Annotated in this window: 21 protein-coding genes; 8 read left to right on the top strand and 13 right to left on the bottom strand. The window is 56.3% G+C overall.

Annotated elements, in window-relative coordinates:
- Positions 1-141: 141 nt before the first annotated feature.
- A complete protein-coding gene (gene tsf / locus V1603_RS07240) occupies positions 142-993 on the bottom strand; it encodes a translation elongation factor Ts (protein WP_028015579.1) in 852 nt (283 codons plus the stop codon).
- 117 nt (positions 994-1110) lie between these two features.
- On the bottom strand, positions 1111-1836 hold the full coding sequence (gene rpsB, locus V1603_RS07235) for a 30S ribosomal protein S2 (protein WP_003856207.1): 726 nt from the start codon (positions 1834-1836) through the stop codon (positions 1111-1113).
- A 322-nt stretch (positions 1837-2158) separates the two neighbouring features.
- Between rpsB and map the strand changes: the two genes are divergently transcribed.
- From map to dapD, 3 genes are all read left to right on the top strand, one after another.
- On the top strand, positions 2159-2953 hold the full coding sequence (map, locus tag V1603_RS07230) for a type I methionyl aminopeptidase (RefSeq protein WP_028015578.1): 795 nt from the start codon (positions 2159-2161) through the stop codon (positions 2951-2953).
- 62 nt (positions 2954-3015) lie between these two features.
- Complete coding sequence (glnD, locus tag V1603_RS07225; protein ID WP_233002982.1) at positions 3016-5691, top strand: bifunctional uridylyltransferase/uridylyl-removing protein GlnD; 2676 nt, start codon at positions 3016-3018, stop codon at positions 5689-5691.
- Positions 5692-5723: 32 nt separating this feature from the next.
- Positions 5724-6548, top strand: a complete 825-nt coding sequence (gene dapD / locus V1603_RS07220) for a 2,3,4,5-tetrahydropyridine-2,6-dicarboxylate N-succinyltransferase (protein ID WP_008501915.1) — start codon at positions 5724-5726, stop codon at positions 6546-6548.
- On the opposite strand, the gene V1603_RS07215 is transcribed toward dapD, so the two are convergent.
- Positions 6545-7177, bottom strand: coding sequence for a DNA-binding protein (locus V1603_RS07215; protein WP_116342611.1), 633 nt, complete (start codon positions 7175-7177; stop codon positions 6545-6547). The two genes, dapD and V1603_RS07215, sit on opposite strands and share 4 nt — an antisense overlap.
- 322 nt (positions 7178-7499) lie before the next feature.
- Here V1603_RS07215 and V1603_RS07210 point away from each other — a divergent pair, with 322 nt between their 5' ends.
- A complete protein-coding gene (locus V1603_RS07210) occupies positions 7500-7889 on the top strand; it encodes a DUF3461 family protein (RefSeq protein WP_008501916.1) in 390 nt (129 codons plus the stop codon).
- Between the two features lie 68 nt (positions 7890-7957).
- On the opposite strand, the gene V1603_RS07205 is transcribed toward V1603_RS07210, so the two are convergent.
- The 3 genes from V1603_RS07205 to dgt all read right to left on the bottom strand — a co-directional run bounded on the left by V1603_RS07205 (position 7958) and on the right by dgt (position 12344).
- Positions 7958-9115 (bottom strand): CdaR family transcriptional regulator, encoded by a 1158-nt coding sequence (locus tag V1603_RS07205; protein ID WP_395313695.1) that lies wholly within the window; start codon positions 9113-9115, stop codon positions 7958-7960.
- A gap of 146 nt (positions 9116-9261) precedes the next feature.
- Positions 9262-10698 (bottom strand): serine endoprotease DegP, encoded by a 1437-nt coding sequence (degP, locus tag V1603_RS07200; RefSeq protein WP_116342607.1) that lies wholly within the window; start codon positions 10696-10698, stop codon positions 9262-9264.
- A 131-nt stretch (positions 10699-10829) separates the two neighbouring features.
- Complete coding sequence (gene dgt / locus V1603_RS07195; protein WP_163330351.1) at positions 10830-12344, bottom strand: dGTPase; 1515 nt, start codon at positions 12342-12344, stop codon at positions 10830-10832.
- Positions 12345-12426: 82 nt separating this feature from the next.
- Between dgt and mtnN the strand changes: the two genes are divergently transcribed.
- The 3 genes from mtnN to V1603_RS07180 are packed head-to-tail and all read left to right on the top strand — an operon-like array spanning position 12427 to position 14563.
- The gene (gene mtnN, locus V1603_RS07190) at positions 12427-13125 is read left to right on the top strand and encodes a 5'-methylthioadenosine/S-adenosylhomocysteine nucleosidase (RefSeq protein WP_116342603.1); all 699 of its coding nucleotides are present in this window, start codon (positions 12427-12429) and stop codon (positions 13123-13125) included.
- Positions 13118-13918 (top strand): vitamin B12 ABC transporter substrate-binding protein BtuF, encoded by an 801-nt coding sequence (gene btuF, locus V1603_RS07185; RefSeq protein ID WP_116342601.1) that lies wholly within the window; start codon positions 13118-13120, stop codon positions 13916-13918. The genes mtnN and btuF overlap by 8 nt, the downstream gene beginning before the upstream one ends.
- A gap of 21 nt (positions 13919-13939) precedes the next feature.
- A complete protein-coding gene (locus V1603_RS07180; protein ID WP_316380909.1) occupies positions 13940-14563 on the top strand; it encodes a TRIC cation channel family protein in 624 nt (207 codons plus the stop codon).
- A 94-nt stretch (positions 14564-14657) separates the two neighbouring features.
- Here the strand turns inward: V1603_RS07180 and erpA are convergent, their stop codons facing one another.
- Positions 14658-15002: an iron-sulfur cluster insertion protein ErpA gene (gene erpA / locus V1603_RS07175; protein WP_008501923.1), complete on the bottom strand. Its 345-nt coding sequence runs from the start codon at positions 15000-15002 to the stop codon at positions 14658-14660.
- A 79-nt stretch (positions 15003-15081) separates the two neighbouring features.
- Complete coding sequence (clcA, locus tag V1603_RS07170) at positions 15082-16482, bottom strand: H(+)/Cl(-) exchange transporter ClcA (RefSeq protein ID WP_116342597.1); 1401 nt, start codon at positions 16480-16482, stop codon at positions 15082-15084.
- A 177-nt stretch (positions 16483-16659) separates the two neighbouring features.
- On the opposite strand from clcA, the gene hemL reads away from it, so the two are divergent.
- Positions 16660-17940 carry a glutamate-1-semialdehyde 2,1-aminomutase gene (gene hemL, locus V1603_RS07165; RefSeq protein WP_116342595.1) on the top strand — a complete coding sequence of 427 codons (1281 nt, stop codon included), beginning with the start codon at positions 16660-16662 and terminating at the stop codon, positions 17938-17940.
- A gap of 93 nt (positions 17941-18033) precedes the next feature.
- Here the strand turns inward: hemL and fhuB are convergent, their stop codons facing one another.
- The 5 genes from fhuB to V1603_RS07140 all read right to left on the bottom strand — a co-directional run bounded on the left by fhuB (position 18034) and on the right by V1603_RS07140 (position 25214).
- Positions 18034-20016, bottom strand: a complete 1983-nt coding sequence (gene fhuB / locus V1603_RS07160) for a Fe(3+)-hydroxamate ABC transporter permease FhuB (protein ID WP_395313694.1) — start codon at positions 20014-20016, stop codon at positions 18034-18036.
- Entirely contained in the window at positions 20013-20903 is an 891-nt protein-coding gene (gene fhuD, locus V1603_RS07155; protein ID WP_166710159.1) for a Fe(3+)-hydroxamate ABC transporter substrate-binding protein FhuD, read from the bottom strand. Before fhuD ends, fhuB begins: the two co-directional genes overlap by 4 nt.
- The gene (fhuC, locus tag V1603_RS07150; protein WP_116342589.1) at positions 20903-21700 is read right to left on the bottom strand and encodes a Fe3+-hydroxamate ABC transporter ATP-binding protein FhuC; all 798 of its coding nucleotides are present in this window, start codon (positions 21698-21700) and stop codon (positions 20903-20905) included. The genes fhuD and fhuC overlap by 1 nt, the downstream gene beginning before the upstream one ends.
- A 50-nt stretch (positions 21701-21750) precedes the next feature.
- Positions 21751-24006 (bottom strand): ferrichrome porin FhuA, encoded by a 2256-nt coding sequence (fhuA, locus tag V1603_RS07145; protein ID WP_395313693.1) that lies wholly within the window; start codon positions 24004-24006, stop codon positions 21751-21753.
- 203 nt (positions 24007-24209) lie between these two features.
- A complete protein-coding gene (locus V1603_RS07140) occupies positions 24210-25214 on the bottom strand; it encodes a fimbrial protein (protein WP_116342587.1) in 1005 nt (334 codons plus the stop codon).
- Between the last annotated feature and the right edge of the window lie 5 nt (positions 25215-25219).

The raw sequence follows: 25219 nt of genomic DNA, 5'->3' as shown, positions 1-25219 counted from the left end.
CTGAGACTGTCAACGATTAAGATGGGAGTTAATTCTGGCGACATAATATGCCGCAAATCAGTACAGCGATACTGGAGCCTGTCTGATTTCCTGTGACGGGTGACAAAAAGAAGCCGCCCTCAGGCGGCTCCTTTTCAATCATTAAGACTGCTTGGACATTGCAGCAACTTCTGCTGCGAAGTCAGTCTCAACTTTCTCGATGCCTTCGCCCACTTCGAAGCGGATGAAGCCAGTTACGTCAGCGTTGTGCTCTTTCAGCAACTGAGCAACAGACTTGCTTGGATCCATAACGAAAGGCTGGCCAGTCAGAGAAACTTCGCCGGTGAATTTCTTCATGCGGCCTTCAACCATTTTCTCTGCGATTTCTTTTGGCTTACCAGACTGCATCGCGATGTCCAGCTGAACCTGGTACTCTTTCTCAACCACTTCAGCAGACACGTCTTCTGGCTTAACGAATTCTGGTTTGCTTGCAGCGATGTGCATAGCCAGCTGTTTAACCAGCTCTTCGTCAGCGCCTTTAGCCGCAACCAGAACACCGATACGTGCGCCGTGCTGGTAAGAACCCAGTACTTCGCCTTCCAGGGAAGATACGCGACGGATGTTGATGTTCTCACCGATTTTAGCAACCAGCGCAACACGTTCTTCTTCGAACTGTGCTTTCAGAACTTCAACGTCAGTGATTTTGCCAGCAACAGCTGCGTCCAGAACTTTGTTCGCAAATGCCTGGAAACCGCCATCTTTAGCAACGAAGTCAGTCTGGCAGTTAACTTCCAGAATGATGCCGTAGGTGCCGTCGATTTTAGTGATGATCACGCCGTCAGCAGCAACGTTGCCTGCTTTCTTAGCTGCTTTGATCGCACCGGATTTACGCATGTTTTCGATTGCCAGCTCGATGTCGCCGTTCGCTTCAGTCAGCGCTTTTTTGCAATCCATCATGCCTGCGCCAGTACGCTCGCGCAGCTCTTTTACCAGGGATGCGGTAATTTCAGCCATTCTTAAATCCTCGGGAGATGTGAACTGCCCGGCCGGAGGCCAAACAGTGTAAATTGAAAAAAGGGGCCGATAATGGGCCCCTATTCATACACGGTACTAATAAGGGGTAAAACCTTATTATTCAGCTTCTACGAAGCTTTCTTCCGCCTGAGAAGCCAGATCCTGGGAACGGCCTTCACGAACGGTAGCAGCTACAGCGCTCAGGTACAGGCTAACAGCACGGATTGCGTCGTCGTTACCCGGGATAACGAAGTCAACACCGTCCGGATCGGAGTTGGTATCAACGATAGCGAATACCGGGATACCCAGGTTGTTAGCTTCTTTGATAGCGATGTGCTCGTGGTCTGCATCGATTACGAACAGCGCGTCTGGCAGGCCGCCCATATCTTTGATACCGCCCAGGCTGTTTTCCAGCTTGTCCAGTTCACGAGTGCGCATCAGCGCTTCTTTCTTAGTCAGCTTGTCGAAAGTACCGTCCTGAGACTGGGTTTCCAGATCTTTCAGGCGCTTGATGGACTGACGAACAGTTTTCCAGTTGGTCAGCATGCCGCCCAACCAGCGATGGTTCACGAAGAACTGGTCGCAGCTGTTAGCAGCATCTTTCACAGCTTCGCTTGCAGCGCGCTTAGTACCAACGAACAGAATCTTACCTTTACGGGAAGAGATCTTGTTCAGCTCAGCCAGGGCTTCGTTGAACATTGGTACAGTTTTCTCAAGGTTGATGATGTGAACTTTGTTACGCGCGCCGAAGATGAAAGGCTTCATTTTCGGGTTCCAGTAACGGGTCTGGTGACCGAAGTGAACACCAGCCTTGAGCATGTCGCGCATGGAAACAGTTGCCATGTTTTAAAACCTCTATATTGAAAGTTGGGGTTATGCCTCCACGTATCCCATATTACCGACCCCGAAGGGCACCCCGGAATATGTGCCGATACGTGTGTGTTGTTACACAAAGTGAGATTTGTCGCTTCCGTCCAGCCTGTGTATCTGAGATGGATCGGAAGTCCGGCGCGCTTTATACCACAAAACACGACCAGAAACCAACAGTTGTTGGCGGAGTGTGCTGTTAATGATTCTCAATTTGGCACGGAGCGTGCCTGACTGATACCATTGACGACACTTAGACTAGTATTGTCGAAAAAATCGACACCGATGGACAGATTACATGGCTATCTCTATTAAGACACCTGAAGAAATTGAAAAGATGCGCGTCGCCGGTCGTCTGGCTGCGGAAGTGCTGGAAATGATCGAGCCGTTCGTGAAGCCGGGCGTCAGCACCGGCGAACTGGATCGCATCTGTAATGACTATATCGTTAACGAGCAGCACGCGGTTTCCGCCTGCCTCGGCTACCACGGTTTCCCGAAATCCGTCTGCATCTCTATTAATGAAGTGGTTTGCCACGGTATTCCAGACGACGAAAAACTGCTGAAAGATGGCGACATCGTCAACATCGACGTGACCGTCATTAAAGACGAGTACCACGGTGACACCTCAAAAATGTTCATCGTTGGCAAACCAACGATTCTGGGCGAGCGTCTGTGCAAAGTGACGCAAGAGAGCCTTTACCTGGCGCTGAAAATGGTTAAACCGGGTATTCGCCTGCGCACCCTCGGTGCCGCAATTCAGAAATTTGTGGAAGCGGAAGGTTTCTCCGTGGTGCGCGAGTACTGCGGTCACGGCATTGGCCGCGTCTTCCATGAAGAACCGCAGGTTCTGCACTATGATGCCGATGACGGCGGCGTGGTGCTGCAAAAAGGGATGACCTTCACCATCGAACCGATGGTCAACGCCGGTGACTACCGCATTCGCACCATGAAAGACGGCTGGACGGTGAAAACCAAAGACAGAAGCTTGTCTGCCCAGTACGAGCATACTATTGTGGTAACGGACAACGGCTGCGAAATTATGACGTTGCGCAAGGATGACACCATCCCGGCGATACTGACGAACATTGAGTGATAAGAAGCCGGCAAATGCCGGCTTTTTTAATGGCGATAGCTTTTTCTTATGGGTGGCGCACGATGAGTAATCTATTACCCGAACAGTATGCTAACACAGCCCTTCCCACCCTCCCCGACCAGCCCGATAACCCGGGCGTCTGGCCGCCGCACGAGCTGACCTGCGCGCACATAAAAGCCCATATGGACGTTTTCCATCGCTGGCTGGGCAGCGCGTTCGACGCGGGCGTATCTGCCGAGCAGCTCATTGAAGCGCGCACCGAATTTATCGACCAGCTGCTGCAGCGTTTGTGGATCGATTACGGATTTGGGCAAATCAGTGATGTTGCGCTGGTTGCCGTCGGGGGCTATGGCCGCGGAGAGCTTCATCCGCTCTCCGACATCGATCTCCTGATCTTAAGCCGCAAAAAGTTGCCGGACGAACAGGCGCAAAAAATTGGCGAACTGCTGACCCTGCTCTGGGACGTCAAGCTTGAAGTGGGCCACAGCGTGCGCACCCTGGAAGAGTGCCTGCTGGAGGGGTTATCTGACCTGACCGTCGCCACCAACCTGATTGAAACCCGTCTGCTGATTGGCGACGTCGCGCTGTTCCTGGAGCTGCAAAAGCATATTTTCAGCGACGGCTTCTGGCCATCTGAGAAATTCTTCGCCGCCAAGGTCGAGGAGCAAAACCAGCGCCACCAGCGCTACCACGGCACCAGCTATAATCTTGAACCCGATATTAAAAGCAGCCCCGGCGGCCTGCGCGACATCCACACGTTACAGTGGGTCGCCCGTCGCCACTTTGGCGCCACCTCGATGGACGAGATGGTCGGCTTTGGCTTCCTGACCGAGGCCGAGCGTAACGAGCTAAACGAGTGTCTGCACCTGCTGTGGTGCATCCGTTTTGCCCTGCATCTGGAAGTTACCCGCTACGATAACCGCCTGCTGTTCGACCGCCAGCTCAGCGTGGCACAGCGGCTGAATTATCAGGGCGAAGGTAACGAGCCAGTTGAGCAGATGATGAAGGATTTCTTCCGCGTCACCCGCCGGGTCACCGAGCTGAACCAGATGCTGTTGCAGCTGTTTGATGAAGCAATCCTCGCCCTGACAGCGGACGAAAAGCCGCGCCCGATTGATGACGAATTCCAGCTGCGCGGCACATTGATCGATCTGCGCGACGAAACGCTGTTTATCCGCGAGCCGGAAGCAATCTTGCGGATGTTCTACACCATGGTGCGCAACAGCACCATCACCGGGATCTACTCCACCACCCTGCGCCATCTGCGCCACGCGCGCCGTCATCTGACGCAGCCGCTGTGCTATATCCCGGAAGCGCGCTCGCTGTTCCTGAGCATGCTCCGCCACCCGGGCGCCGTCAGCCGCGGTCTGCTGCCGATGCACCGCCACAGCGTGCTGTGGGCCTATATGCCGCAGTGGTCGCACATCGTCGGGCAGATGCAGTTCGATCTGTTCCACGCCTATACGGTGGATGAACATACGATCCGCGTCATGCTCAAGCTGGAAAGCTTTGCGAAAGAAGAGACGCGGCCCCGCCACCCGCTGTGCGTGGAGCTGTGGCCGCGCCTGACCCATCCTGAACTGATCCTGATTGCCGCCCTGTTCCACGACATCGCCAAGGGCCGCGGCGGCGATCACTCGGTGCTGGGCGCGCAGGACGTGCTGAAATTTGCCGAACTGCACGGCCTCAACTCGCGCGAGACGCAGCTGGTCGCCTGGCTGGTGCGCCATCACCTGCTGATGTCGGTTACCGCCCAGCGTCGCGATATTCAGGACCCTGAGGTGATCAAGCAGTTCGCCGAAGAAGTCCAGACGGAAAATCGCCTGCGCTACCTGGTCTGCCTGACGGTGGCCGATATTTGCGCCACCAACGAAACCCTGTGGAACAGCTGGAAGCAGAGCTTGCTGCGCGAACTGTACTTCGCCACCGAAAAACAGCTGCGTCGCGGGATGCAAAACACCCCGGACATGCGCGAGCGCGTGCGTCATCACCAGCTGCAGGCGCTGGCGCTGCTGCGGATGGATAACATTGATGAAGAAGCGCTGCATCAGATTTGGGCCCGCTGCCGTGCCAACTATTTTGTGCGCCACAGCCCAAACCAGCTTGCCTGGCACGCGCGGCACCTGCTGAAGCATGATCTGTCTCAGCCGATGATCCTGCTGAGCCCGCAGGCCACGCGCGGCGGAACGGAGATATTCATCTGGAGCCCGGACCGGCCTTATCTGTTTGCTGCCGTCTGCGCCGAGCTGGACAGGCGTAACCTGAGCGTTCACGACGCGCAGATTTTTACCACCCGCGACGGCATGGCGATGGATACCTTTATTGTGCTGGAGCCGGACGGCAGCCCGCTGTCCTCGGACAGGCATGAAGGGATACGCTTTGGTCTGGAGCAGGCGATTACCCAGCGCAGCTGGCAGCCACCGCAGCCGCGCCGTCAGCCGGCGAAACTGCGTCATTTTACCGTCGATACCGAGGTCAACTTCCTGCCGACCCACACCGACCGTAAATCGTTCCTGGAGCTGATCGCGCTCGACCAGCCTGGGCTGCTCGCCCGCGTCGGCCAGGTTTTTGCCGATCTGGGAATTTCGCTCCATGGGGCCCGAATTACAACCATTGGCGAGCGAGTAGAAGATTTATTTATAATCGCCACCGCCGACCGGCGTGCCCTTAATAATGACCTGCAGTTTGAAGTGCAACAACGGTTGACAGCAGCCCTCAATCCAAACGATAAAGGGTGACGTGTTTTTTAGTGAAATGGAAAGAGTAAACAATGCAGCAGTTACAGAACGTTATTGAGTCCGCTTTTGAGCGTCGCGCCGAGATCACTCCGGCAAATGTGGATACCGTGACCCGTGAAGCGGTAAACCAGGTTATTTCCCTGCTGGATTCCGGCGCGCTGCGCGTGGCAGAAAAAATCGACGGTCAGTGGGTCACTCATCAATGGCTGAAGAAAGCCGTGCTGCTCTCTTTCCGCATCAACGATAACCAGGTTATCGACGGAGCAGAAAGCCGCTACTTCGATAAAGTGCCAATGAAATTCGCGGATTACGACGAAGCGCGTTTCCAGAAAGAAGGTTTCCGCGTGGTACCACCGGCAGCAGTACGTCAGGGTGCATTCATCGCACGTAACACCGTGCTGATGCCATCCTATGTGAACATCGGTGCGTACGTTGACGAAGGCACCATGGTCGATACCTGGGCAACCGTCGGTTCCTGCGCGCAGATCGGTAAAAACGTCCACCTGTCCGGCGGCGTCGGCATCGGTGGCGTTCTGGAGCCACTGCAGGCCAACCCGACCATCATCGAAGACAACTGCTTCATCGGCGCGCGTTCAGAAGTGGTAGAAGGCGTGATCGTGGAAGAAGGCTCCGTGATCTCCATGGGCGTTTACATCGGTCAGAGCACCCGTATTTACGACCGTGAAACCGGCGAAGTGCACTACGGTCGCGTTCCTGCGGGCTCCGTGGTGGTTTCCGGTAACCTGCCGTCAAAAGACGGTAAATACAGCCTGTACTGTGCGGTTATCGTGAAGAAAGTGGATGCGAAAACCCGCGGTAAAGTGGGCATCAACGAACTGCTGCGCACCATCGACTAATCCCCAACGCGTTGATAAACCGGGACCCGCCTGTGCGTCCCGGTATAATCATCAAAAACGTCCGTTTCCGCTGTCGCGATTGCCATTCCCTTTTTTCGCAACCCTGCGATATCCGCCGCCATACGCTGGCTCCCCAGCCAGAACAGCCCGTCGAGAGCCGTCACCGCCAGCCCCGACTCCAGCGCCAGTTTCAGTCGCTCACGCGGCGCTTTTACCTCTTTGGCAATCTGCCGGAAAGGCTCTGCAGTAAGTCCGGTGGGATCGATCCGCCGAATGCGGGTGCTCATGCGGTACTGAAAAGCCTCGGGAATCGCATTGAGATCGGCTTTCAGGCTATACACGCAGCCAAAGCGCTTGCCGTTAAAGATAACGTTCTTCTGGCTTAGCTGAAACTCATCGCGCAGCCCGGCGATGAGCTGAGGGGCACGGGTCAGCACCAGTCGGAACGGCAGTTCGAAGCTGGTGACATAATCCACGTTCAGTAAGGCAATGCGTAAACGCTCTTCCGCACCCGCTTTCAGTTGGCGGCACTCAGCGGCAACTTCTGCCCACTGGTGCGTGAGCCTTGGGCTCTCCTCTACGGCGCCAAAGCTGTATTTTTCGATTTGATAATCAATGCGTCCTGACATGTCATTATCCCCGCGGGCTACGCTTTTGTGCGATAACTTTGCCTCATTTCCCCGCTTTTGAATACCCGTCTCGCCCTCCTTTTCTCGCGGCTATCGCTATGCTGCGTAAGCCTTGAGAATGCCGATTAAGGTATAAAATTGATTTCCACTTGACGTAGTCGTTAAAAACAACAATAAACGAGTGGGGGCAATGCACCTTCCCTGCCCGGTAATTTCAGTGAAATGTAATCAGGATCGACCCCGCTTTTTTTGTATGTGAGGGTGGCAAAAAGGAATTTTTTCGTTAATTATTCAAAGGTTATGTTGAGATAAGGGTACCGCTATGTACGATAATCTGAAAAGTCTGGGCATTACCAATCCTGATGAAATTGATCGTTACAGCCTTCGCCAGGAAGCCAACAACGACATTTTAAAAATCTATTTTCACAAGGATAAAGGAGAGTTTTTCGCCAAGAGCGTGAAGTTTAAATATCCACGCCAGCGTAAGACCGTCGTCGCTGACGGCGTAGGACAAGGCTATAAAGAAGTTCAGGAAATCAGCCCTAATCTGCGCTATGTGATCGATGAACTCGATCAGATTTGTCAGCGCGATCGCACTGAAGTCGATCTCAAGCGTAAGATCCTCGACGATCTGCGTCACCTTGAAAGCGTTGTCACCAACAAGATCAGCGAGATTGAAGCGGATCTTGAGAAATTAACTCGCAATAAATAAGTCAGGTGCGGTCTGATCCCCTCACCCCGGCCCTCTCCCACAGGGAGAGGGTGAAAACGCACACTGCATCATCTCTGCTCATCCAGCTGCAGCGCCACGTACAGCAGTAGCCTGTCGTCAAAGTTTCCCAAATCCAGCCCGGTCAGCTCCGAAATCCGGTTAAGCCGGTACTCCAGGGTGTTGCGATGAATAAACAGCGCTTTTGAGGTCGCCAGCGGCTGCACGTTATGGCGGAACCACGCCTGGAGGGTCCGGCGCAGCAAGCCGTTATTGTCCATTGCCTTCAGGCGCACTAACGGCCGCGCCAGCTCGTTGGCCTGCCAGCCGCCGCGCAGGCTATCGAGCAGCACCGGCAGCATCAGATCCTGATAAAAATAACTGCGGCTCTCCGGCATTCGCTGTTTGCCCACCATCATGGTGGTGCGCGCGGTACGCCAGGACCGGGCGATGCTGCCGGGCCCGGTAAAGTAATTGCCCAGGGCAACGCGAAAACGCAGCTGGCCGTTCTCCTGCATACGGGAGATCAGCATTTCCACGCGACGACGATGATCCTCAGCATCCCAGCGGCCGAACGGATTGAGCGCAGGTTTGAGTACCACCATTTCCGTCAGCGAGACTATCGCCACCAGGTTGTCGCGCTCCGGCGTCGCCAGTGCATTTTGCAGCTGCTGAAGTTCAGCCATCGCGCTGTCTACGCCAAGCTGTCCGCTATCGACCTCAATCACCGCCACCACGCGCGGCTGGTTCAGATCAATCCCCAGACGCTGAGCCCATTCGCTGAGAGCAGGGGTATGCTCTTCCGCCTGAATCAGGTTCATTACCAGCTCTTCGCGTAAACGGCTGTCCTGGGCAAGCAGATACATCAGACGCGACTGCTCCAGCATCATTTCCGCCGTCATACAGACCAGCTCGCCGTATTTACGCAGAGATTCCGGTTCGCCCGTCAGACCAATAACGCCAACAATTTCCCCTTCCAGACGCAGCGGCAGATTAATCCCCTGACGCACGCCGTGCAGGTGTTTCGCTACCGCATCGTCGATATCAACCACGCGGCCCTGAGAGAGCACCAGCAGGGCACCTTCGTGCAATTCCCCAATACGCTCGCGATCGCCGCTGCCAATAATGCGCCCGCGGGCATCCATTACGTTGATATTGGTATCAATGATGCGCATGGTGCGCGCCACGATATCCTGCGCCATTTTGGTATCAAGATGCCAGCCAGCCATGTAACCCTCCTGTGAGCAGAGCTCAAGCATAGGGAAGTTCAGCGACGGCTGCATTGTGCGAATGCACAAAGTGAGAGGGGGAAGTATGGAGTTGCGGTAGGCGTCACAGAAACGAGAAAGCCCCTGCACGCAGGGGCTTAAAAGGATTACTGCATCAGCAGGTAGATTGAGGTGTCACCGCGCTGGATATTCAGTGCCAGCACGGACGGTTTGCTGTCGAGGATTTTGCGCAGTTCAGCGATGTTTTTCACTGGCTGCTGGTTAGCCCCCATAATCACATCACCTTTTTTCAGGCCGATACGGGCAGCAGGTGAATTCGCCTTCACGTTGTTCACCACCACGCCTTTATCTGCGCCTTTATTGCTCATCTCGGCACCTTCAATACCGCTGAAGATAGTGCTGGAATCTACCTGATTCTGGCTGCTCTGCTGCAGCTCAAGGCTCACGTTAACCGGTTTGCCGTCACGCAGCAGGCCAAGGGTCACTTTGCTGCCAATCGGCATCGAGCCCACTTCCGCACGCAGGGCGGCAAAGCTGCTGATCGGTTTACCGTTCAGGGAGGTAATCACATCACCCGCTTTAATGCCCGCCTTCGCCGCTGAGGAGTTCGGCATAACCTGGCTCACGAACGCGCCGCGCTGCGCATCCACCTTCATCGCTTTCGCCAGTTCAGAGTTCAGCTCGGTACCCATAATACCCAGCTCGCCGCGTTTCACCTGGCCGTACTGCACCATCTGAGCAGTCAGGTTTTTCACCATGTTGCTCGGGATAGCAAAGCCAATCCCAATGTTGCCGCCGTCCGGTGCCAGAATAGCGGTGTTGATACCGATCAGCTCGCCGTTCAGGTTCACCAGCGCACCACCGGAGTTACCGCGGTTAATGGCCGCATCCGTCTGGATGAAGTTTTCATAGTTTTCCGCATTCAGGCCGCTACGGCCCAGCGCAGAGACGATACCGGAGGTCACGGTTTCACCCAGACCGAACGGGTTACCGATAGCGACGGTGTAATCGCCCACGCGCAGCGCGTCGGAGTCGGCAATCTTAATCGCCGTCAGGTTTTTCGGATCCTGAATCTGGATCAGCGCGATATCGGAGCGCGGGTCTTTACCCACCACTTTCGCATCGAACTTGCGGCCATCGCTCAGCTGAACCTTGATGCTGTTAGCGTTATCCACAACGTGGTTGTTGGTGACGACGTAGCCTTTCGCCGCATCAATAATCACCCCCGAGCCAAGCGCCATGAATTTCTGTTGCTGGCCGCCGCCCTGGCTGTCATCCCCTGCGCCACCGCCCTGACAGAACGGAGAGCTCTGGAACGGCGAACCGTCCTGGCAGAACGGTGAATTGTCACCGAAGAACTGCTGGAAGTTACGCGGCATACGCGGCGTATTGACGGTCGTGCTACCCTCAACGTTAATACTCACCACCGATGGCATCACTTTTTCGAGCATCGGTGCCAGGCTTGGCATCTGCTGCGCGGTTGCTGCCGACGACGCAGTCTCAGCTGCAGTAGCAGTCAGAGGAGACAGCGCTAAACCTAAACTCAGAGCCAGTGCACTCATTGCTAATGTGGTTTTTTTCATGTTTCTCAATCTCGATTTACAGGTAACGCAAAATTGCTGTGTAACTCAGATTCATTTTATACCGCTTAGTTCCGGCCATAAGTTTATGGAAAAGGTAAAAATTTATTGGCCGTCTTTACAAAACTCCGTGGTTATTCCACCGCCATGAGCTTGCGGTATTCATCCCAGGCATACAAATCCGTCATGCCGCTGATATAGTCCTGGATAAGACGGCAGCGATAATAATATTCCATCACCGGCCATTGGGGAGAATGGCGATCCAGCTTACCGATCGCCTCGACATAGGCCAGGCGATGCCGGGTAGAGAGTTTCTGATAAAGCCGCGATTCGATGGGTATTCTGCGCACGCGCTCGTGCTCCACCAGCTCGCTGAAATCGTCCACCGACAGCTGGAGCAACGGGGAATAAATTTCCAGTAACCCACTGATTACCCGATAGCCCTGCAGCTCTAACTGCTCGACATCCGGATGGCTAAATACATGCCGCATCGCCACATGCTTATAAAGCTCAAGGAGTTGGCTGAAACTGCTGTCATCCTCCAGCAGTGCGTGATTGAATTCCCCGCTGAAGATTTGCGGCAAATTATCTATAAAGCGAGAGGCGGCATACGGCACCAGTTTATTTAATGTATTGACCCGTAAATACATAAAGAACTGATCTTCCGTACTGCGGCTTAACGTATTTGAGCGCGATTTTTCCCAGGCATTTTCGACAACCTGCGCGAACAGCGATCCTTTTTCATGGGTTCCCCATGCTGCATAAAGATGCTGATAAAGCTCCTCGACGCTGAATATTCTTTTCTCGACGGCATCTTCCAGGTCGGCCACGCAATAGGAAATATCGTCGGCGGCTTCCATAATCCACGTCAATGGGAAGCGGCCGTTTGGCGTCAGGGAAAGTTCTTTACGGAGCCGTTCTATATAGGCCTCTTCGGAAAGGTAATAGCCCGGTTTTTTCATTAAATAACTGTGGGACGCGGGCGTTTCCCCCATCCACCAGGCGGGACGCGTATATTTCAGAATGCAGCCGACCTGCGCCCAGGTCAGGTTCATGCGCATCAGAGAGTGCACCAGCCGGATCCCCTGCGCATTGCCCTCAAAGTGACAGAGGTCCTGGCGCACTTTGCGACGCAGATCGTTTAGCCCTTCTTCGCCCTCACGCAGGCGTAAATCGCGCACGATGCAGCGGTCATCGCTGAGTGGCTGGCTTACCGCATCCGACGGATAAAGCCGCTGTTTAAACCAGTCATTAATAGCCGCCTCGCCAAAGTGGCCAAAAGGCGGGTTGCCGATATCGTGCATCAGGCAGGCCATCTCAACGATGCTCTCGAAGGGCCCCGTCAGCTCATCCAGGCCATAGGTTTCCAGTAAACGTTGCTCTTTGAGGCGGCTTAAAATCTCTTTGGCAATATAACGTCCGACCTGCTGCACTTCCATTGAGTGGGTTAAGCGCGTGCGCACCGCGGCGTTACGCTCCAGCGGGAACACCTGGGTCTTTTGCTGCAAACGCCGGATGGCGGGCGAGTTAATGATCCTGCCGCGATCGCTTTCGAAGATACGCAGGATCTCATGTTCGCTCTTTTCGCCCTGCGGCGAACGGAAACGTCGGTGCCAGTTAATTTTGGTACGAAAATCGATTGGTGACATGTGCTCCCCCGCGTGAGAATGCGTTTCCCCTTAACCGCATGATAGACTATGCCTCTTAACAAGGCACATCGCGAGTAAATCTATGAAAATCGGCATTATTGGTGCAATGGAAGAAGAAGTTACGCTCCTGCGTGACAAAATTGAGAACCGTCAGACCCTCTCTCTCGGGGGTTGTGAGATCTACACCGGCCAGCTGAACGGTGTTGAGGTGGCTCTGCTGAAATCAGGCATCGGTAAAGTGGCTGCTGCGCTGGGTGCGACCCTGCTGCTTGAGCGCTGCAAGCCGGACGTCATCATTAACACCGGTTCGGCAGGCGGCCTGGCACCGACGCTGAAAGTGGGTGATATCGTTGTCTCCGACGAAGCGCGTTACCACGATGCTGACGTCACCGCGTTCGGCTACGAATACGGCCAGCTTCCGGGCTGCCCGGCAGGGTTTAAAGCTGACGACAAACTGATTGCGGCGGCAGAGACCTGCATTACTGAGCTCAACCTCAACGCGGTGCGCGGCTTGATTGTCAGCGGTGATGCGTTCATCAATGGCTCCGTCGGTCTGGCGAAAATCCGCCACAACTTCCCGCAGGCGGTTGCCGTTGAGATGGAAGCGACCGCGATTGCGCACGTTTGCCACAACTTCAGCGTACCGTTCGTAGTGGTTCGCGCCATCTCTGACGTGGCAGACCAGCAGTCTCACATCAGCTTCGACGAATTCCTGGCCGTTGCAGCGAAACAGTCTACCGTGATGGTGGAACGCCTGGTGCAGAACCTGGCACGTGGTTAAACAGTCACTCAGGGCGCTGGTCGCCCTGCTTCTGCTCGCACCGGCGTGGCTTTTCGCCTCGCCGCGTGTGATTACCCTCTCCCCCGCCAATACCGAACTGGCGTTTGCCGCCGGGATCACGCCCGTTGGCGTCAGCAGCTTTTCGGATTACCCCCCACAGGCGTCCGGCATTGAGCAAGTGGCAACCTGGCAAGGGATGAACCTTGAGCGCATCGTGGCGCTTAAACCAGATCTCGTGCTGGCCTGGCGTGGTGGTAACGCCGAGCGGCAGGTTAACCAGCTCACCTCGCTTGGCATCAAAGTCATGTGGGTTGACGCAGTAAGTATTGAGCAAGTCGCCCAGGCACTCCGCGCCCTGGCCCCTTATAGCCCTGCGCCTCAAAAAGCCGAGAGTGCGGCGAACCAAATGCTCAGCGACTATGCCGCGCTGAAAGCCCAATACAATACGCCAGCCAAAAAACGCATCTTCCTGCAGTTTGGCAGCCAGCCGCTGTTCACCACCGGAAAAGGCTCGATTCAGAACCAGGTACTTGAAGTCTGTGGCGGTGAAAATATCTTTGCTGCCAGCCGGGTACCGTGGCCTCAGGTGAGCCGTGAGCAGGTTCTGGCGCGCCAGCCGCAGGCCATCGTAGTGGTCGGAAATGCGAGCGAGATTCCTAAAATTAAACAATTCTGGCAGAGCCAGCTAAAAATTCCGGTGATCCCGCTTAACAGCGACTGGTTTGAACGCGCCAGCCCGCGTATTATCCTCGCCGCAAAACAGCTCTGTGCCGCCCTGGCAGAGAGCCACTAACATACGTTCGAGGATTTAGCGATGCTCGTTTATTGGCTGGATATTCTTGGTACAGCCGTTTTTGCTATCTCCGGCGTCCTGCTCGCCGGAAAACTACGCATGGATCCGTTTGGCGTGCTGGTGCTGGGCGTGGTGACCGCCGTGGGCGGCGGGACAATCCGCGATATGGCGCTGGATAATGGCCCGGTGTTTTGGGTGAAAGATCCTACCGACCTGGTGGTGGCGATGGTGACCTGTCTGTTAACCATTGTACTGGTTCGCCAGCCCCGCAGATTACCGAAATGGATCCTGCCGGTGCTGGATGCCGTGGGTCTGGCCGTGTTTGTGGGGATCGGGGTGAATAAAGCCTTCAATGCCGGAACAGGGCCGATGGTGGCGATCTGCATGGGGGTATTGACCGGCGTAGGCGGCGGGATCATTCGCGACATCCTGGCGCGCGAAGTACCGATGATCCTGCGGACTGAAATCTACGCCACGGCCTGCATAATTGGCGGGATTGTGCACGCCACGGCGTACTACACCTTCGCAGTACCGCTGGAAAATGCGGCCATGCTGGGGATGGTCGTTACGCTGGTGATACGTTTAGCGGCGATACGCTGGCACCTGAAGCTGCCGACATTTGCGCTGGATGATAATGGCAGGTAAAAGCAAAACGGTAACCCTCAGGTTGCCGTTTTTAGTCTTTTCTCCCTCTCCCTGTGGAAGAGGGCCAGGGTGAGGGGCATCAGCCTGCCCCCTCTTAAATACTGAATGAAGAACCACACCCGCAGGTGCTTGTTGCGTTCGGGTTGGTCACCACAAAGCGAGAGCCTTCCAGACCTTCGGTATAATCCACCGAACCGCCTACCAGATACTGCAGGCTCATCGGGTCAACCACCAGCGCGACGCCCTGCTTCTCAATGGTCATATCGCCGTCGTTCACCTGATCGTCAAAGGTAAAACCGTACTGGAAGCCGCTGCAGCCGCCACCGGTAATATAGACACGCAGTTTCAGATCCGGATTGTCTTCGTCGGCAATCAGGGTTTTCACTTTGTTGGCTGCTGCTTCGGTAAATTCCAGCGGCACAGCTACGTCATCACTCATCTTATGCTCCCATGAATACTGCTATTGGGTAAAATTCACCCAATTCTTTTCGTCATTATCTAATACCCTGGTAATTCATTCAAGTATTCTGCGTGGCGGCCCGCTCCGCCTCTTGTTTTGCCAGGGTACGCGCGAGGATGGTGGAGTATAGCGGTTTTCCACCCAGGAATTGGGCTAATAGTGTCGCCCCGAGACAGGTAATGATCATTGGCAAAATGAGCTGGTAATTATCCGTCATCTCCAGCACCAGCACTATGCCGGTTAACGGCGCACGCAGGGACGCGGCCAGCAGTGCCCCCATCCCGGCCACGGCAAAGGTGCCAGCGTCCAGATGGTAAGCGGGGAAACCCGCCTCAGCCGCCATACCAAACGCGGTGCCGAGCAGCGTTCCCAGCGCCAGCATCGGGGCAAAAATCCCGCCGGGAGCGCCGGAGGAGAAGCACAATACCGTCGTGATAACCCGGGAGATAAACATAAACAGCAGCAAACCCACGCTGAAGTTTCCGGCTGCAGCAATGGGAATAAGCCCGAAGCCACCGCCCGCGGCATTCGGTTCGATAAAGCCGAGCACGCCGCAAATGCCACCCAGCAGGCCGCCCATCAGCACCCATTTCGTGGTATTGCCGCCGTGAACGCGCTGAAACATATCCTGAGCGCGTAAGATAAAGGCATTGAACAGCGGCCCCACCACGCCAAAAATCATGCCGAGGATCAGATATAGCCACAAGGTGTTCACCGGTGCGTTGGTCAGTTTACCGACTTCAATCACCGCCCCTTCGCCATTAAAGATGCGAAAGACAATGCTCGACATAATGACGCCAGTAAACACCGCTTTAATGGAGATCAGGTTGTAGCGGAACTGCGCGCGCATCTCTTCGATGATGAACAAAATACCCGCAAGCGGCGCGTTAAATGCCGCAGAAAGCCCCGCCGCTGCACCGGTGGCCAGCAGCGTATGGCGCGCCTCGGCGCTACGCATACGGAACAGATCGCCCACCATGCGGCCGACGTTCCCCCCCAGCTGCACCGTTGGCCCCTCCCGGCCTAGCACCATCCCCGCGCCCAGCGTCCCCATGCCGCCGATGAATTTAACCGGGATCACCCTCCACCAGCGCACCGGACGCAGCTCCTCCAGCGCGCCTTCAATTTCCGGAATGCCAGACCCGCCCGCTTCCGGGGCGAATTTACGCACCAGAAAATACCCCACCATGGCAAACAGCGCAGACAGGCCGAATGCCGCTACCCAGACCAGCCATTCGCTCTCGGCGAAACCGGCTACGGTTCCCACTCGCCAGTTGAGTACGGCATTAACCGCTTTTTCAAACGCCACGCCAACCAGGCCTGCAAGGGTACCCACCACGGCAGCGGCCAGCAGGATCGCCAGCGGCGTTTTATCGCGATTGAGCAGCCGCCGAATGCTGATTCGGTGCTGGGCGCGCGTAAACTGTTGTTCTTCAAAAGACGGAGAATCTGATTTCATGTCCTGTTCTTATTCATCATACAAAAAGCCGCGAAGATTTTACCAGAGACCTTCCCTGCGTCGCCTGAAAAATACTTAACAAATCTTAAAGCATTACCCGGCTAAAAATTTCATAACCTTCCACGAATCACTTAGAATAGTGTGCTTAATCATTTTATACGAACCAGGAACGACGCCATGAGCAAGTCTGAAAACCTCTACAGTGCAGCCCGCGAGCTTATCCCAGGTGGCGTGAACTCACCTGTTCGCGCCTTTACCGGCGTGGGCGGAACGCCGCTGTTTATTGAACGTGCTGACGGCGCGTATCTGTATGATGTCGATGGCAAAGCCTATATCGATTACGTCGGTTCCTGGGGGCCGATGGTTCTCGGACATAACCACCCTGCCATTCGTAACGCGGTCATCGAAGCCGCGCAGCGCGGCCTGAGCTTCGGTGCACCAACCGAGATGGAAGTGAAAATGGCGGAGCTGGTTACCGAACTGGTGCCTACCATGGACATGGTGCGTATGGTGAACTCCGGTACTGAAGCCACCATGAGCGCCATCCGCCTGGCGCGCGGTTTTACCGGTCGCGACAAAATCATCAAGTTCGAAGGCTGCTACCACGGCCATGCGGACTGCCTGCTGGTGAAAGCGGGCTCCGGCGCGCTGACGCTCGGCCAGCCAAACTCGCCTGGCGTACCTGCGGATTTCGCGAAGCACACCCTGACCTGCACCTACAACGATCTGAACACCGTTCGCGCGGCGTTCGAGCAGTATCCGCAGGAAATCGCCTGCATTATCGTTGAGCCGGTTGCGGGCAACATGAACTGCATCCCACCGCAGCCTGACTTCCTGCCGGGCCTGCGCGCCCTGTGCGACGAGTTCGGCGCGCTGCTGATCATCGATGAAGTCATGACCGGCTTCCGCGTGGCGCTGGCGGGTGCCCAGTCTTACTACGGCGTTGAGCCGGACCTGACCTGCCTCGGCAAAATCATCGGCGGCGGCATGCCGGTCGGTGCTTTCGGTGGTCGTAAGGACGTGATGGAGGCCCTGGCGCCAACCGGCCCGGTTTACCAGGCGGGCACGCTCTCCGGTAACCCAATTGCCATGGCTGCGGGCTTCGCCTGTCTGACCGAAGTGGCGCAGCCGGGTATTCATGAAACCCTGACGGACCGCACCACGCAGTTGGCAAACGGTCTGCTGGAAGCCGCAGAAGAAGCGGGGGTTCCGCTGGTTGTTAACCACGTCGGCGGCATGTTCGGGATTTTCTTCACCGATGCGAAAACCGTGACCTGCTACCAGGACGTGGTGAAGTGCGACGTTGAACGCTTCAAGCGCTTCTTCCACCTGATGCTGGAAGAAGGCGTGTACCTGGCACCGTCCGCGTTCGAAGCGGGCTTTATGTCCGTGGCGCACAGCGAAGAAGATATCAATAACACCATCGACGCTGCGCGTAAGGTGTTTGCGAAGTTGTAAGATGTGCGGCCTGGTGCCCTCACCCCAACCCTCTCCCACGGGGAGAGGGAGCAAACACTAAAACGGCAATCCAGGGATTGCCGTTTACTTTTATTACCGACTCTGCTTTCTCAACAGATAGATGAAGTACGGCGCACCGATAAAGGTCGACAGCAGGCCCGCCGGGATCTGATACGGGAACAGCACCATCCTTCCACACCAGTCGGCAAACACCAGAATGACCCCGCCCGTCAGGGCCGACATCACAATATGCGGCATCGTTCGGCGGAAACCCATCATTCTGGCGATATGCGGTGCCATCAACCCTACAAAGCTCAGCGGACCGATGGTCATGGTGGCGGTTGCCGTCAGACACGCCGCCAGCAGCAGAAGCGCGACGCGCGTTGGCGTCAGCGCTAAGCCAACCGCACGCGCGGTTTCGCCCCCCAATGGCAAAATGGTCATCCAGCGACGACACAGCGGCACAATTGCCAGCAGCACGATCATAACGCTTCCTGACCAGGCAACCTGGCTGGCGGTGGCGTTGTACGTTGAGCCGGAAATCCAGGTCAGGATCTTCGCCATGCGCGGATCGCCGCTCGCCTGTAGCATCATCAGCAGCATGGTAAAGGCGGTGCTGAGGGCCATACCGGCCAGCAGCATGCGGTGTGGAGAAAATCCGCCGCGGCCCGAGGCAACCAGAATAATCATCAGCGTGACCGCCGCACCGATACTTCCGGCAGGCATCAGCCAGCCAAACGCATTGCCCGGCACCAGGAACAGCATCAGCACCACGCCAAAAGCAGCGCCGGAGCTGATCCCCAGCACTTCAGGGCTTGCCATCGGGTTGCCGGTGAGACGCTGAATAATACAGCCAGCGACCGCCAGCATTACGCCAGCAAACAACGCAGAGAGAATACGCGGCCAGCGCCACTGTAATAGTTCGTTGAGTAAGTCACCCGTTGCCCAGTGCCAGCCTGCGGCATCGCGCCCAAACGCGAGGGCGGCAAACGAGGCGATAAGCAACACCGCCAGACCGGCAAGGCTGAACCACAGCACCGATTGACGTTCAGCATAGACCTTATCACCGGCGTCCATCGCCGGCGCGCTGATACTGCGCAGGCGCGGGAGCAGCCACAGCAGCAGAGGCGCCCCGATAAGCGCCGTTGCCGACCCCGTAGACACTTCCATCCAGACGCGCGCCAGCCAGAGAATGATCTGATCGGAAAGCCAGAGGATCAGCGCGCCAATCAGCGGCGCCAGCAGCAGACGCGCCAGCAGGCGACGCGCCCCGAGCATTTTCGCCAGCAGGGGCGCAAAGAGGCCAATAAACCCGATGATGCCGACCGCGTTAACCAGCAGAGCACTGAGCACAATCGCCAGGGTGAGCGCCGCCAGGCGAGCCAGCGACAGCGCCAGCCCCAGGTTGCGCGCCACGCCATCATCCAGCCCCATGAGCGTCAGCGGACGCAGCAGCAGCAGCGTCAGCACGACGCCGCCCGCCAGCTGCGGCCACAGACGCTGCACAACGCTCCAGTCGGTCTGGGTGAGCGTACCGGTACTCCACAGGAACATGCTTTGCAGCTGATCGTGATGGAACAGCACCAGCAGCTGATTAATCGCGCCGCAGTAGAGGCTGACGACCAGCCCGGCCAGGATCAGCGTTACCGGGGAAAGGCGCTTGCCCCAGGCGACGCCAAAGACCAGCGCCCCCACCGCGCACGCTCCCGCGAGAGTGGCAAACTGCGCGGTTAACGCCCCGGGTAACGCCCAGAGCGTGGTTATCGTGATCCCGAGCTGAGCCCCCGTCGCGACGCCCAGGGTTGTCGGCTCTGCCAGCGGGTTACGCAACACCTGCTGGAACAACACGCCCACCAGCCCTAAACCGGCCCCGACCAGCAGTGAAATCGCCAGACGCGGCAGCAGGCTGTAGTGGAACAGCATCTGCTGAATATTGTCGATATCCGGCGAGGCCAGCGCGGCGCCCCACTGTGCGCGCGGTAATGCCGTCGAGAGATTGAACCCGGTGAGAGCCAGCGCAACCAGGAAAAGCAGGAACAACAGCAGCACCGGGAAACGGGCGATACGCGTACTCATGCTTTGCCTCCCAGCGCGTTATCCAGCACGCGGGCAAAATGCATGGCCGACAGCGTCGCGCCGTAGAACCATACTGCAGGTGCGCGCTGGAAGCGCTTCTCGCGCACAAACGGCATCGCCTGCCAGAGCGGCGTCGCCATCAGCGTTTGCATCTCGCGTTCGTTGCCGTGGTCGAAGCACAGCACGTCCACATCGCGAAACGCCGCCAGACGATCGATACCGACGGCGGTGCTTCCCCAGAAGGTCATCTCCCCTTCCCAGGCATTGCTAATGCCGAAGCTGTCCAGCACCTCCTGGAACAGGCAGTTTTTACCGAAGACCAGCATATGGCGGGCATCCAGCAGCGTCACCATCAGCAGCGGGCGATCGCCCCGGTTGGCAAAACGCGGCTTCAGGGCGGCAATCAGGGCATCGAAGTCATCGAGATGCTTTTTGGCCTCCGCCTCGCGGTTGAGGAAATGCGCCATCTCGTTAATGGAGTTTTTCGCCACGGTCAGCGGTTTTTTACCGTCGCTGAAGGAAAAACCGCGCCCGGGCGCAATCCGCGCCATGGTCTCTTCTGACGGACCGTAGCCCGCAGACCAGAACAGGAACGACGGTTTCATCTGAGTGAGCAGTTCGAGGTTTGGCTCCGTGCGCAGGCCGATGTCGATCACCGAGTCCGGCAGCTTAGGCTCGTTCACCCAGAGGTTATAGTTTGGAATATCCGCCACGCCATACGGTGTGACGCCCAGCGCCATCATCAGTTCGACCGGCAGCCACTCCAGCGCCACAATGCGGTGCGGATCGACGGTGGCAGCGCGCGCCGCATTCATTTTAAACAGCAGCGGTGAGAGCGCCATTGCCGTCAGAAGACGACGGCGGCTAAGGGAAATGTTATCCAGCATCAGTATACGAAGCTCACCGGTGCAGCCCCGGCCGGGTGAGGCAAAATCCCCATCGGAATACCGTAAATATGTTCCAGCGTTTCGCTGCGCATCAGTTCAGACGGCGTGCCCTGGGCAATCATTTCGCCGCCACGCAGCGCGACGAGGTAGTCACAGTAGCGTGCCGCCATGTTGATATCGTGCAGGACCGCGATCACCGTCAGGCCACGTTGCTGACTTAAGCGATGCACCAGCGCCAGCACGTCCACCTGATGGGCAATATCCAGCGCAGAGGTCGGTTCATCCAGCAGCAGGCAGCGGCTGTCCTGCGCCACCAGCATCGCAATCCACGCCCGCTGACGTTCACCGCCGGACAGGCTGTCCACCAGACGGTGCGCCAGCGGTTTTAGCCCCACCAGCGCAATCGCCTCTTCCACTTTTTCTCTGTCGGCGACGCCGAAGCGCCCAAGCGCACCGTGCCACGGATAACGCCCAATCGCCACCAGCTCACGCACCGTCATCCCTTCCGCCTGAGGCAACTGCTGCGGCAGATAGGCCACTTTGCGAGCAAAAGCTTTGCTGCTCCAGCTCTCCAGCGGCTGGTCATCCAGCAGAATAGCGCCTTCTGAAGGCGGCTGATGGCGCCCCAGCATCTTGAGCAGCGTGGATTTACCGGAGCCGTTGTGGCCAATCAGGCCCGTCACTTTACCGGCCGGAAACGTCAGAGAGAGCGGATGCAGCAGCGTGCGCCCGGGTACGCGAAAGGAGAGTTGATTGAGCGTAAAGGTGGTGTCGGATTGCGTTTTATTATCCTGCATGTCAGCCAACTTAAATAAAAAGGGCACGGCGAACCGTGCCCAAAAAGCGATTAGAAGCGGAAGGTCGCGGTGGCAACAACCTGACGTTCGGCACCCCAGAAGCAGCCGTAGGTATTGAAGCAGCTGGCGACGTACTCACGATCGAACAGGTTGTTCACGTGAAGCGCAACGTTAGAGCCAGCCATGCCAACGCGAGCAAGATCGTATCTGACCAGCGCATCCACCACGGTGTAGCTGCCTACTTTGAAGGAGTTCGCCGGATCGCCATAGCTGGAGCCCGTATAACGCACGCCGGTACCCAGCGTCAGACCGGACAGTGCACCATCAAACAGCGTGTAGTCGCCCCACAGCGACGCCATGTGTTTTGGCACCTGAGCAGGCGTGTTGCCTTTGTAGTTGGTGTCCGTGGTGTACTCGGCATCGGTGTAGGTATAAGAACCGACAACGTTCACGCTCGCAGACAGGGCCGCTTTCGCTTCCAGCTCTACGCCACGGGCGCGGATCTCGCCGCCTTCAACGGAGAAGAAGGAACCCGCAGGGTCGGCCATCAGGTTGTTGGTTTTGGTCAGCTGGTACAACGCGCCGGTGACAACGATCGGACGATCGTTCGGAACGTATTTCACGCCCGCTTCGTACTGTTTGCCTTTAGACGGTGCAAAGACGTTGCCGTTCGCTCCGGTCTGAGAAGCCGGTTCGAACGATTCGCTGTAGCTAAAGTACGGGGTGACGCCGTTATCGAACAGGTAGTTAACACCGCCACGCCAGGTGAACTGGGTGTCATTACGCTCGGAAGTCGTATTTGTCACGCGGTTGTAAGATTCTTGATTGGCCCAGTCATATCGGCCACCCAGCGTTACCAGCACTTTATCCCACTCGATCTGATCCTGAGCATAAATACCGGTCTGCTTTTGCTTGTTCAGCACCTGATAAGCACCTGACGGCCCAGGATGTGAACCGAAATCGAAATCGCTACGATCGAGGTTATAGATATCAGAGGGAGCTACGGAACCGGCATAACCAAACCACGAATCGATGTCATTACGCATGCGCATAAAATCCACGCCGGTCAGGAGCGTATGATCGAGCGAACCCGTCGCGAACTTGCTCTGCAACTGCGTGTCGACAGTGAAGTTTTCCAGCTTCTCGTTATCGATCACATACTGGCGAGTCAACGTATGGCCCCACTGCGATTGAGGAATGCTGGCGCAAGGGCTGGATGCCGGATTACTCGAATAGAGCGGGTCAGAACACATACCGTAGCCGTAGACGCTGTTTTGCGAGGTTTTATTCTGCGCATAACGCAGGTTCTGACGCACGGTAAAGGTATCGTTGAATTCGTGGTCGAAGCTGTATCCCACCATCTTCTGGTTACGGGAATAGGTGTTGTTCTTCGCGCCTTCGTTGAAGTTCGTTGGCAGACGATCGCCGTTAGGCAGCGGATCAACCGTCCCCTCTTTTGGCAACCAACCGTAGTAGCCCGTTTCAGGCTCGTTCTGGAAGTAAGAGAGGAATGTGAAGGTGGTCTTCTCATCCGGACGCCAGGAGAACGATGGCGCGATGGCATAACGCTGTTCGCCTTTACCTTCCTGCTGCGAATTGTTCGAACGCGCAACGCCCGTCAGACGGTACGAGTAAACACCGTCATCATCGATCGCATCGCTAAAATCAAAGCCGGTCTGGAACAGGCTGTCCGTACCCACCTTGAACTGGATCTCTTTCAGCGGTTCGGTTGTCGGGCGCTTACTGACCATGTTCAGCAAACCACCAGGGCTGCTTTTGCCGTACAGAACGGAAACCGGACCGCGCATGATCTCGGCGCGCTCCAGCATGTAAGGGTCAATTACCGCGTCGTTGTAGAAGTTCCCCTGCATTTTCATGCCGTCGAGGTAGTTATTCTGCGACTGCCCATCCGCCGCGAAGCCGCGAATGATCAAATAGTCGTAGGTATTAGACGCACCGCGCGTGCCTACCGCAACGCCCGGCGTGTAGCTCAGGGCTTCTTTCACCGAGCGCGGCTGGTGCAGCGCCATCTCTTCGGCCGTCACCACAGAAATAGACTGCGGAACCTTCTGGATTGGCGTATCCGTTTTCGTGCCGGTGGCGGATTGCCTTGCAGCGATAGTCGCAGCGGGCCCCCAGGCACTTTCCTGGGCAGCAGGTGCTGCGGTTACCGTAATGGTTTCTTCTTTTTTCTGGGTTTCGGCAGCATGTGCGTACGTAGACATGCCGGCAACCGCTGTGGCTACGACCGCCGCGACTTTACGCAGCGACGTGGTAATTGGCTGAGCAGTATTGGAAAGCGCCATGTTTATCTCTGATGGAAAAGTGAATGATAACGTAAACGAGAATTATTATTATGACCGCAGAATAATATGCGAAACGCTGGTTGCATAGCAAGCAGTAAGCGGCCCTACAAGATTTAAGGGTTTAAGAATTAACCAGATGAAAACAGGGGGTTAATAAGTGTAGTGAAATGATCGTTTAAGCCCGCCGGAGCGGGCAGGATGGATTATCGGTAAAAGACTTCGAACGTCGCGACAGAGTCGACTTTGCCGGCTTTAATCTCTCCCGTCTTGATGTAGCGGGCCTTGAGCGGGATCTCGACAGGGACTTTGTCCTGCGTACTGGTTATGGCCGTGTAGTTCTGATCAAACTGCAGCACCGTATTATTCTGGTCAAGGATCTGTATGCCGACGCCATCGGCGGCAGAGTCTCCGGCAGCAATGCCGAGAATATTGCCGTTCGTGACCCCCGTTGAACCCGCGCTGGTAAACTGATAATCAACCTTTGTGCCCGCCGCACAGTCGGTGATTTCAATCCTGAAGCTGCTGTCCGTGAGTATGTCTGAGTACTGGCCGTTAAAGTCCTGGGTGTTGACCGTTTTCAGCGGCACATAAATGTTTCGGTCAACCAGGTTACAGGTGTTGGTTGTAATGCGAACGCTGGCAGGAGAAAAACGCATCTCACCTATCACCGCGTTGCCCAGAATGTCCATTGAGGTTAATCGTGAGGTATCGAGATACCCTTCCTGGATATCACCCGTCACCACCAGCTGTGCGGCGGCACGAAATACCGATTTGCTTTGCGAGCTTCCATGTGTCGATCCCAGATAGTGCATCGGCCTGAGGATATCTTCCTCGTTGTAGCTGGGGAACTGCTCGTTCGACGATGCCGCACGGATGCCAATACCCGGCACGTTGGTCTGGTAAACCCCGGTCATCACATCCTCCCGCGCGTCGGTATCGGTCAGATACAGATATCCGCGCCGAATTTGCGCTTCACCGCTACAGTCCACCAGCACCTCTTTACTTTCAACGCTGGCATCATAAATCACGGTGCCGACGGGCGTGTCTGGCTGGACAACAATCACCGGAGGAATTTGAAACGTCACCACAGCATCCACGCCAGCGCTGCCGTTAAAGGTACATTCTGCCCGGGCTGAATGGAAAAAAAGGCCCGCCAGCAAAAGCAGCACGGGCGAGAGAAACGTATTGACTGAACGGTGGAGAATCATGAAAT

The sequence above is a fragment of the Enterobacter sp. ECC-219 genome (assembly GCF_043966805.1).
Taxonomy (GTDB): Bacteria; Pseudomonadota; Gammaproteobacteria; order Enterobacterales; family Enterobacteriaceae; genus Enterobacter; species Enterobacter cloacae_N.
Note: the sequence above shows the minus strand (reverse complement) of the source record. Positions and strands in the feature narration are given on the sequence as shown.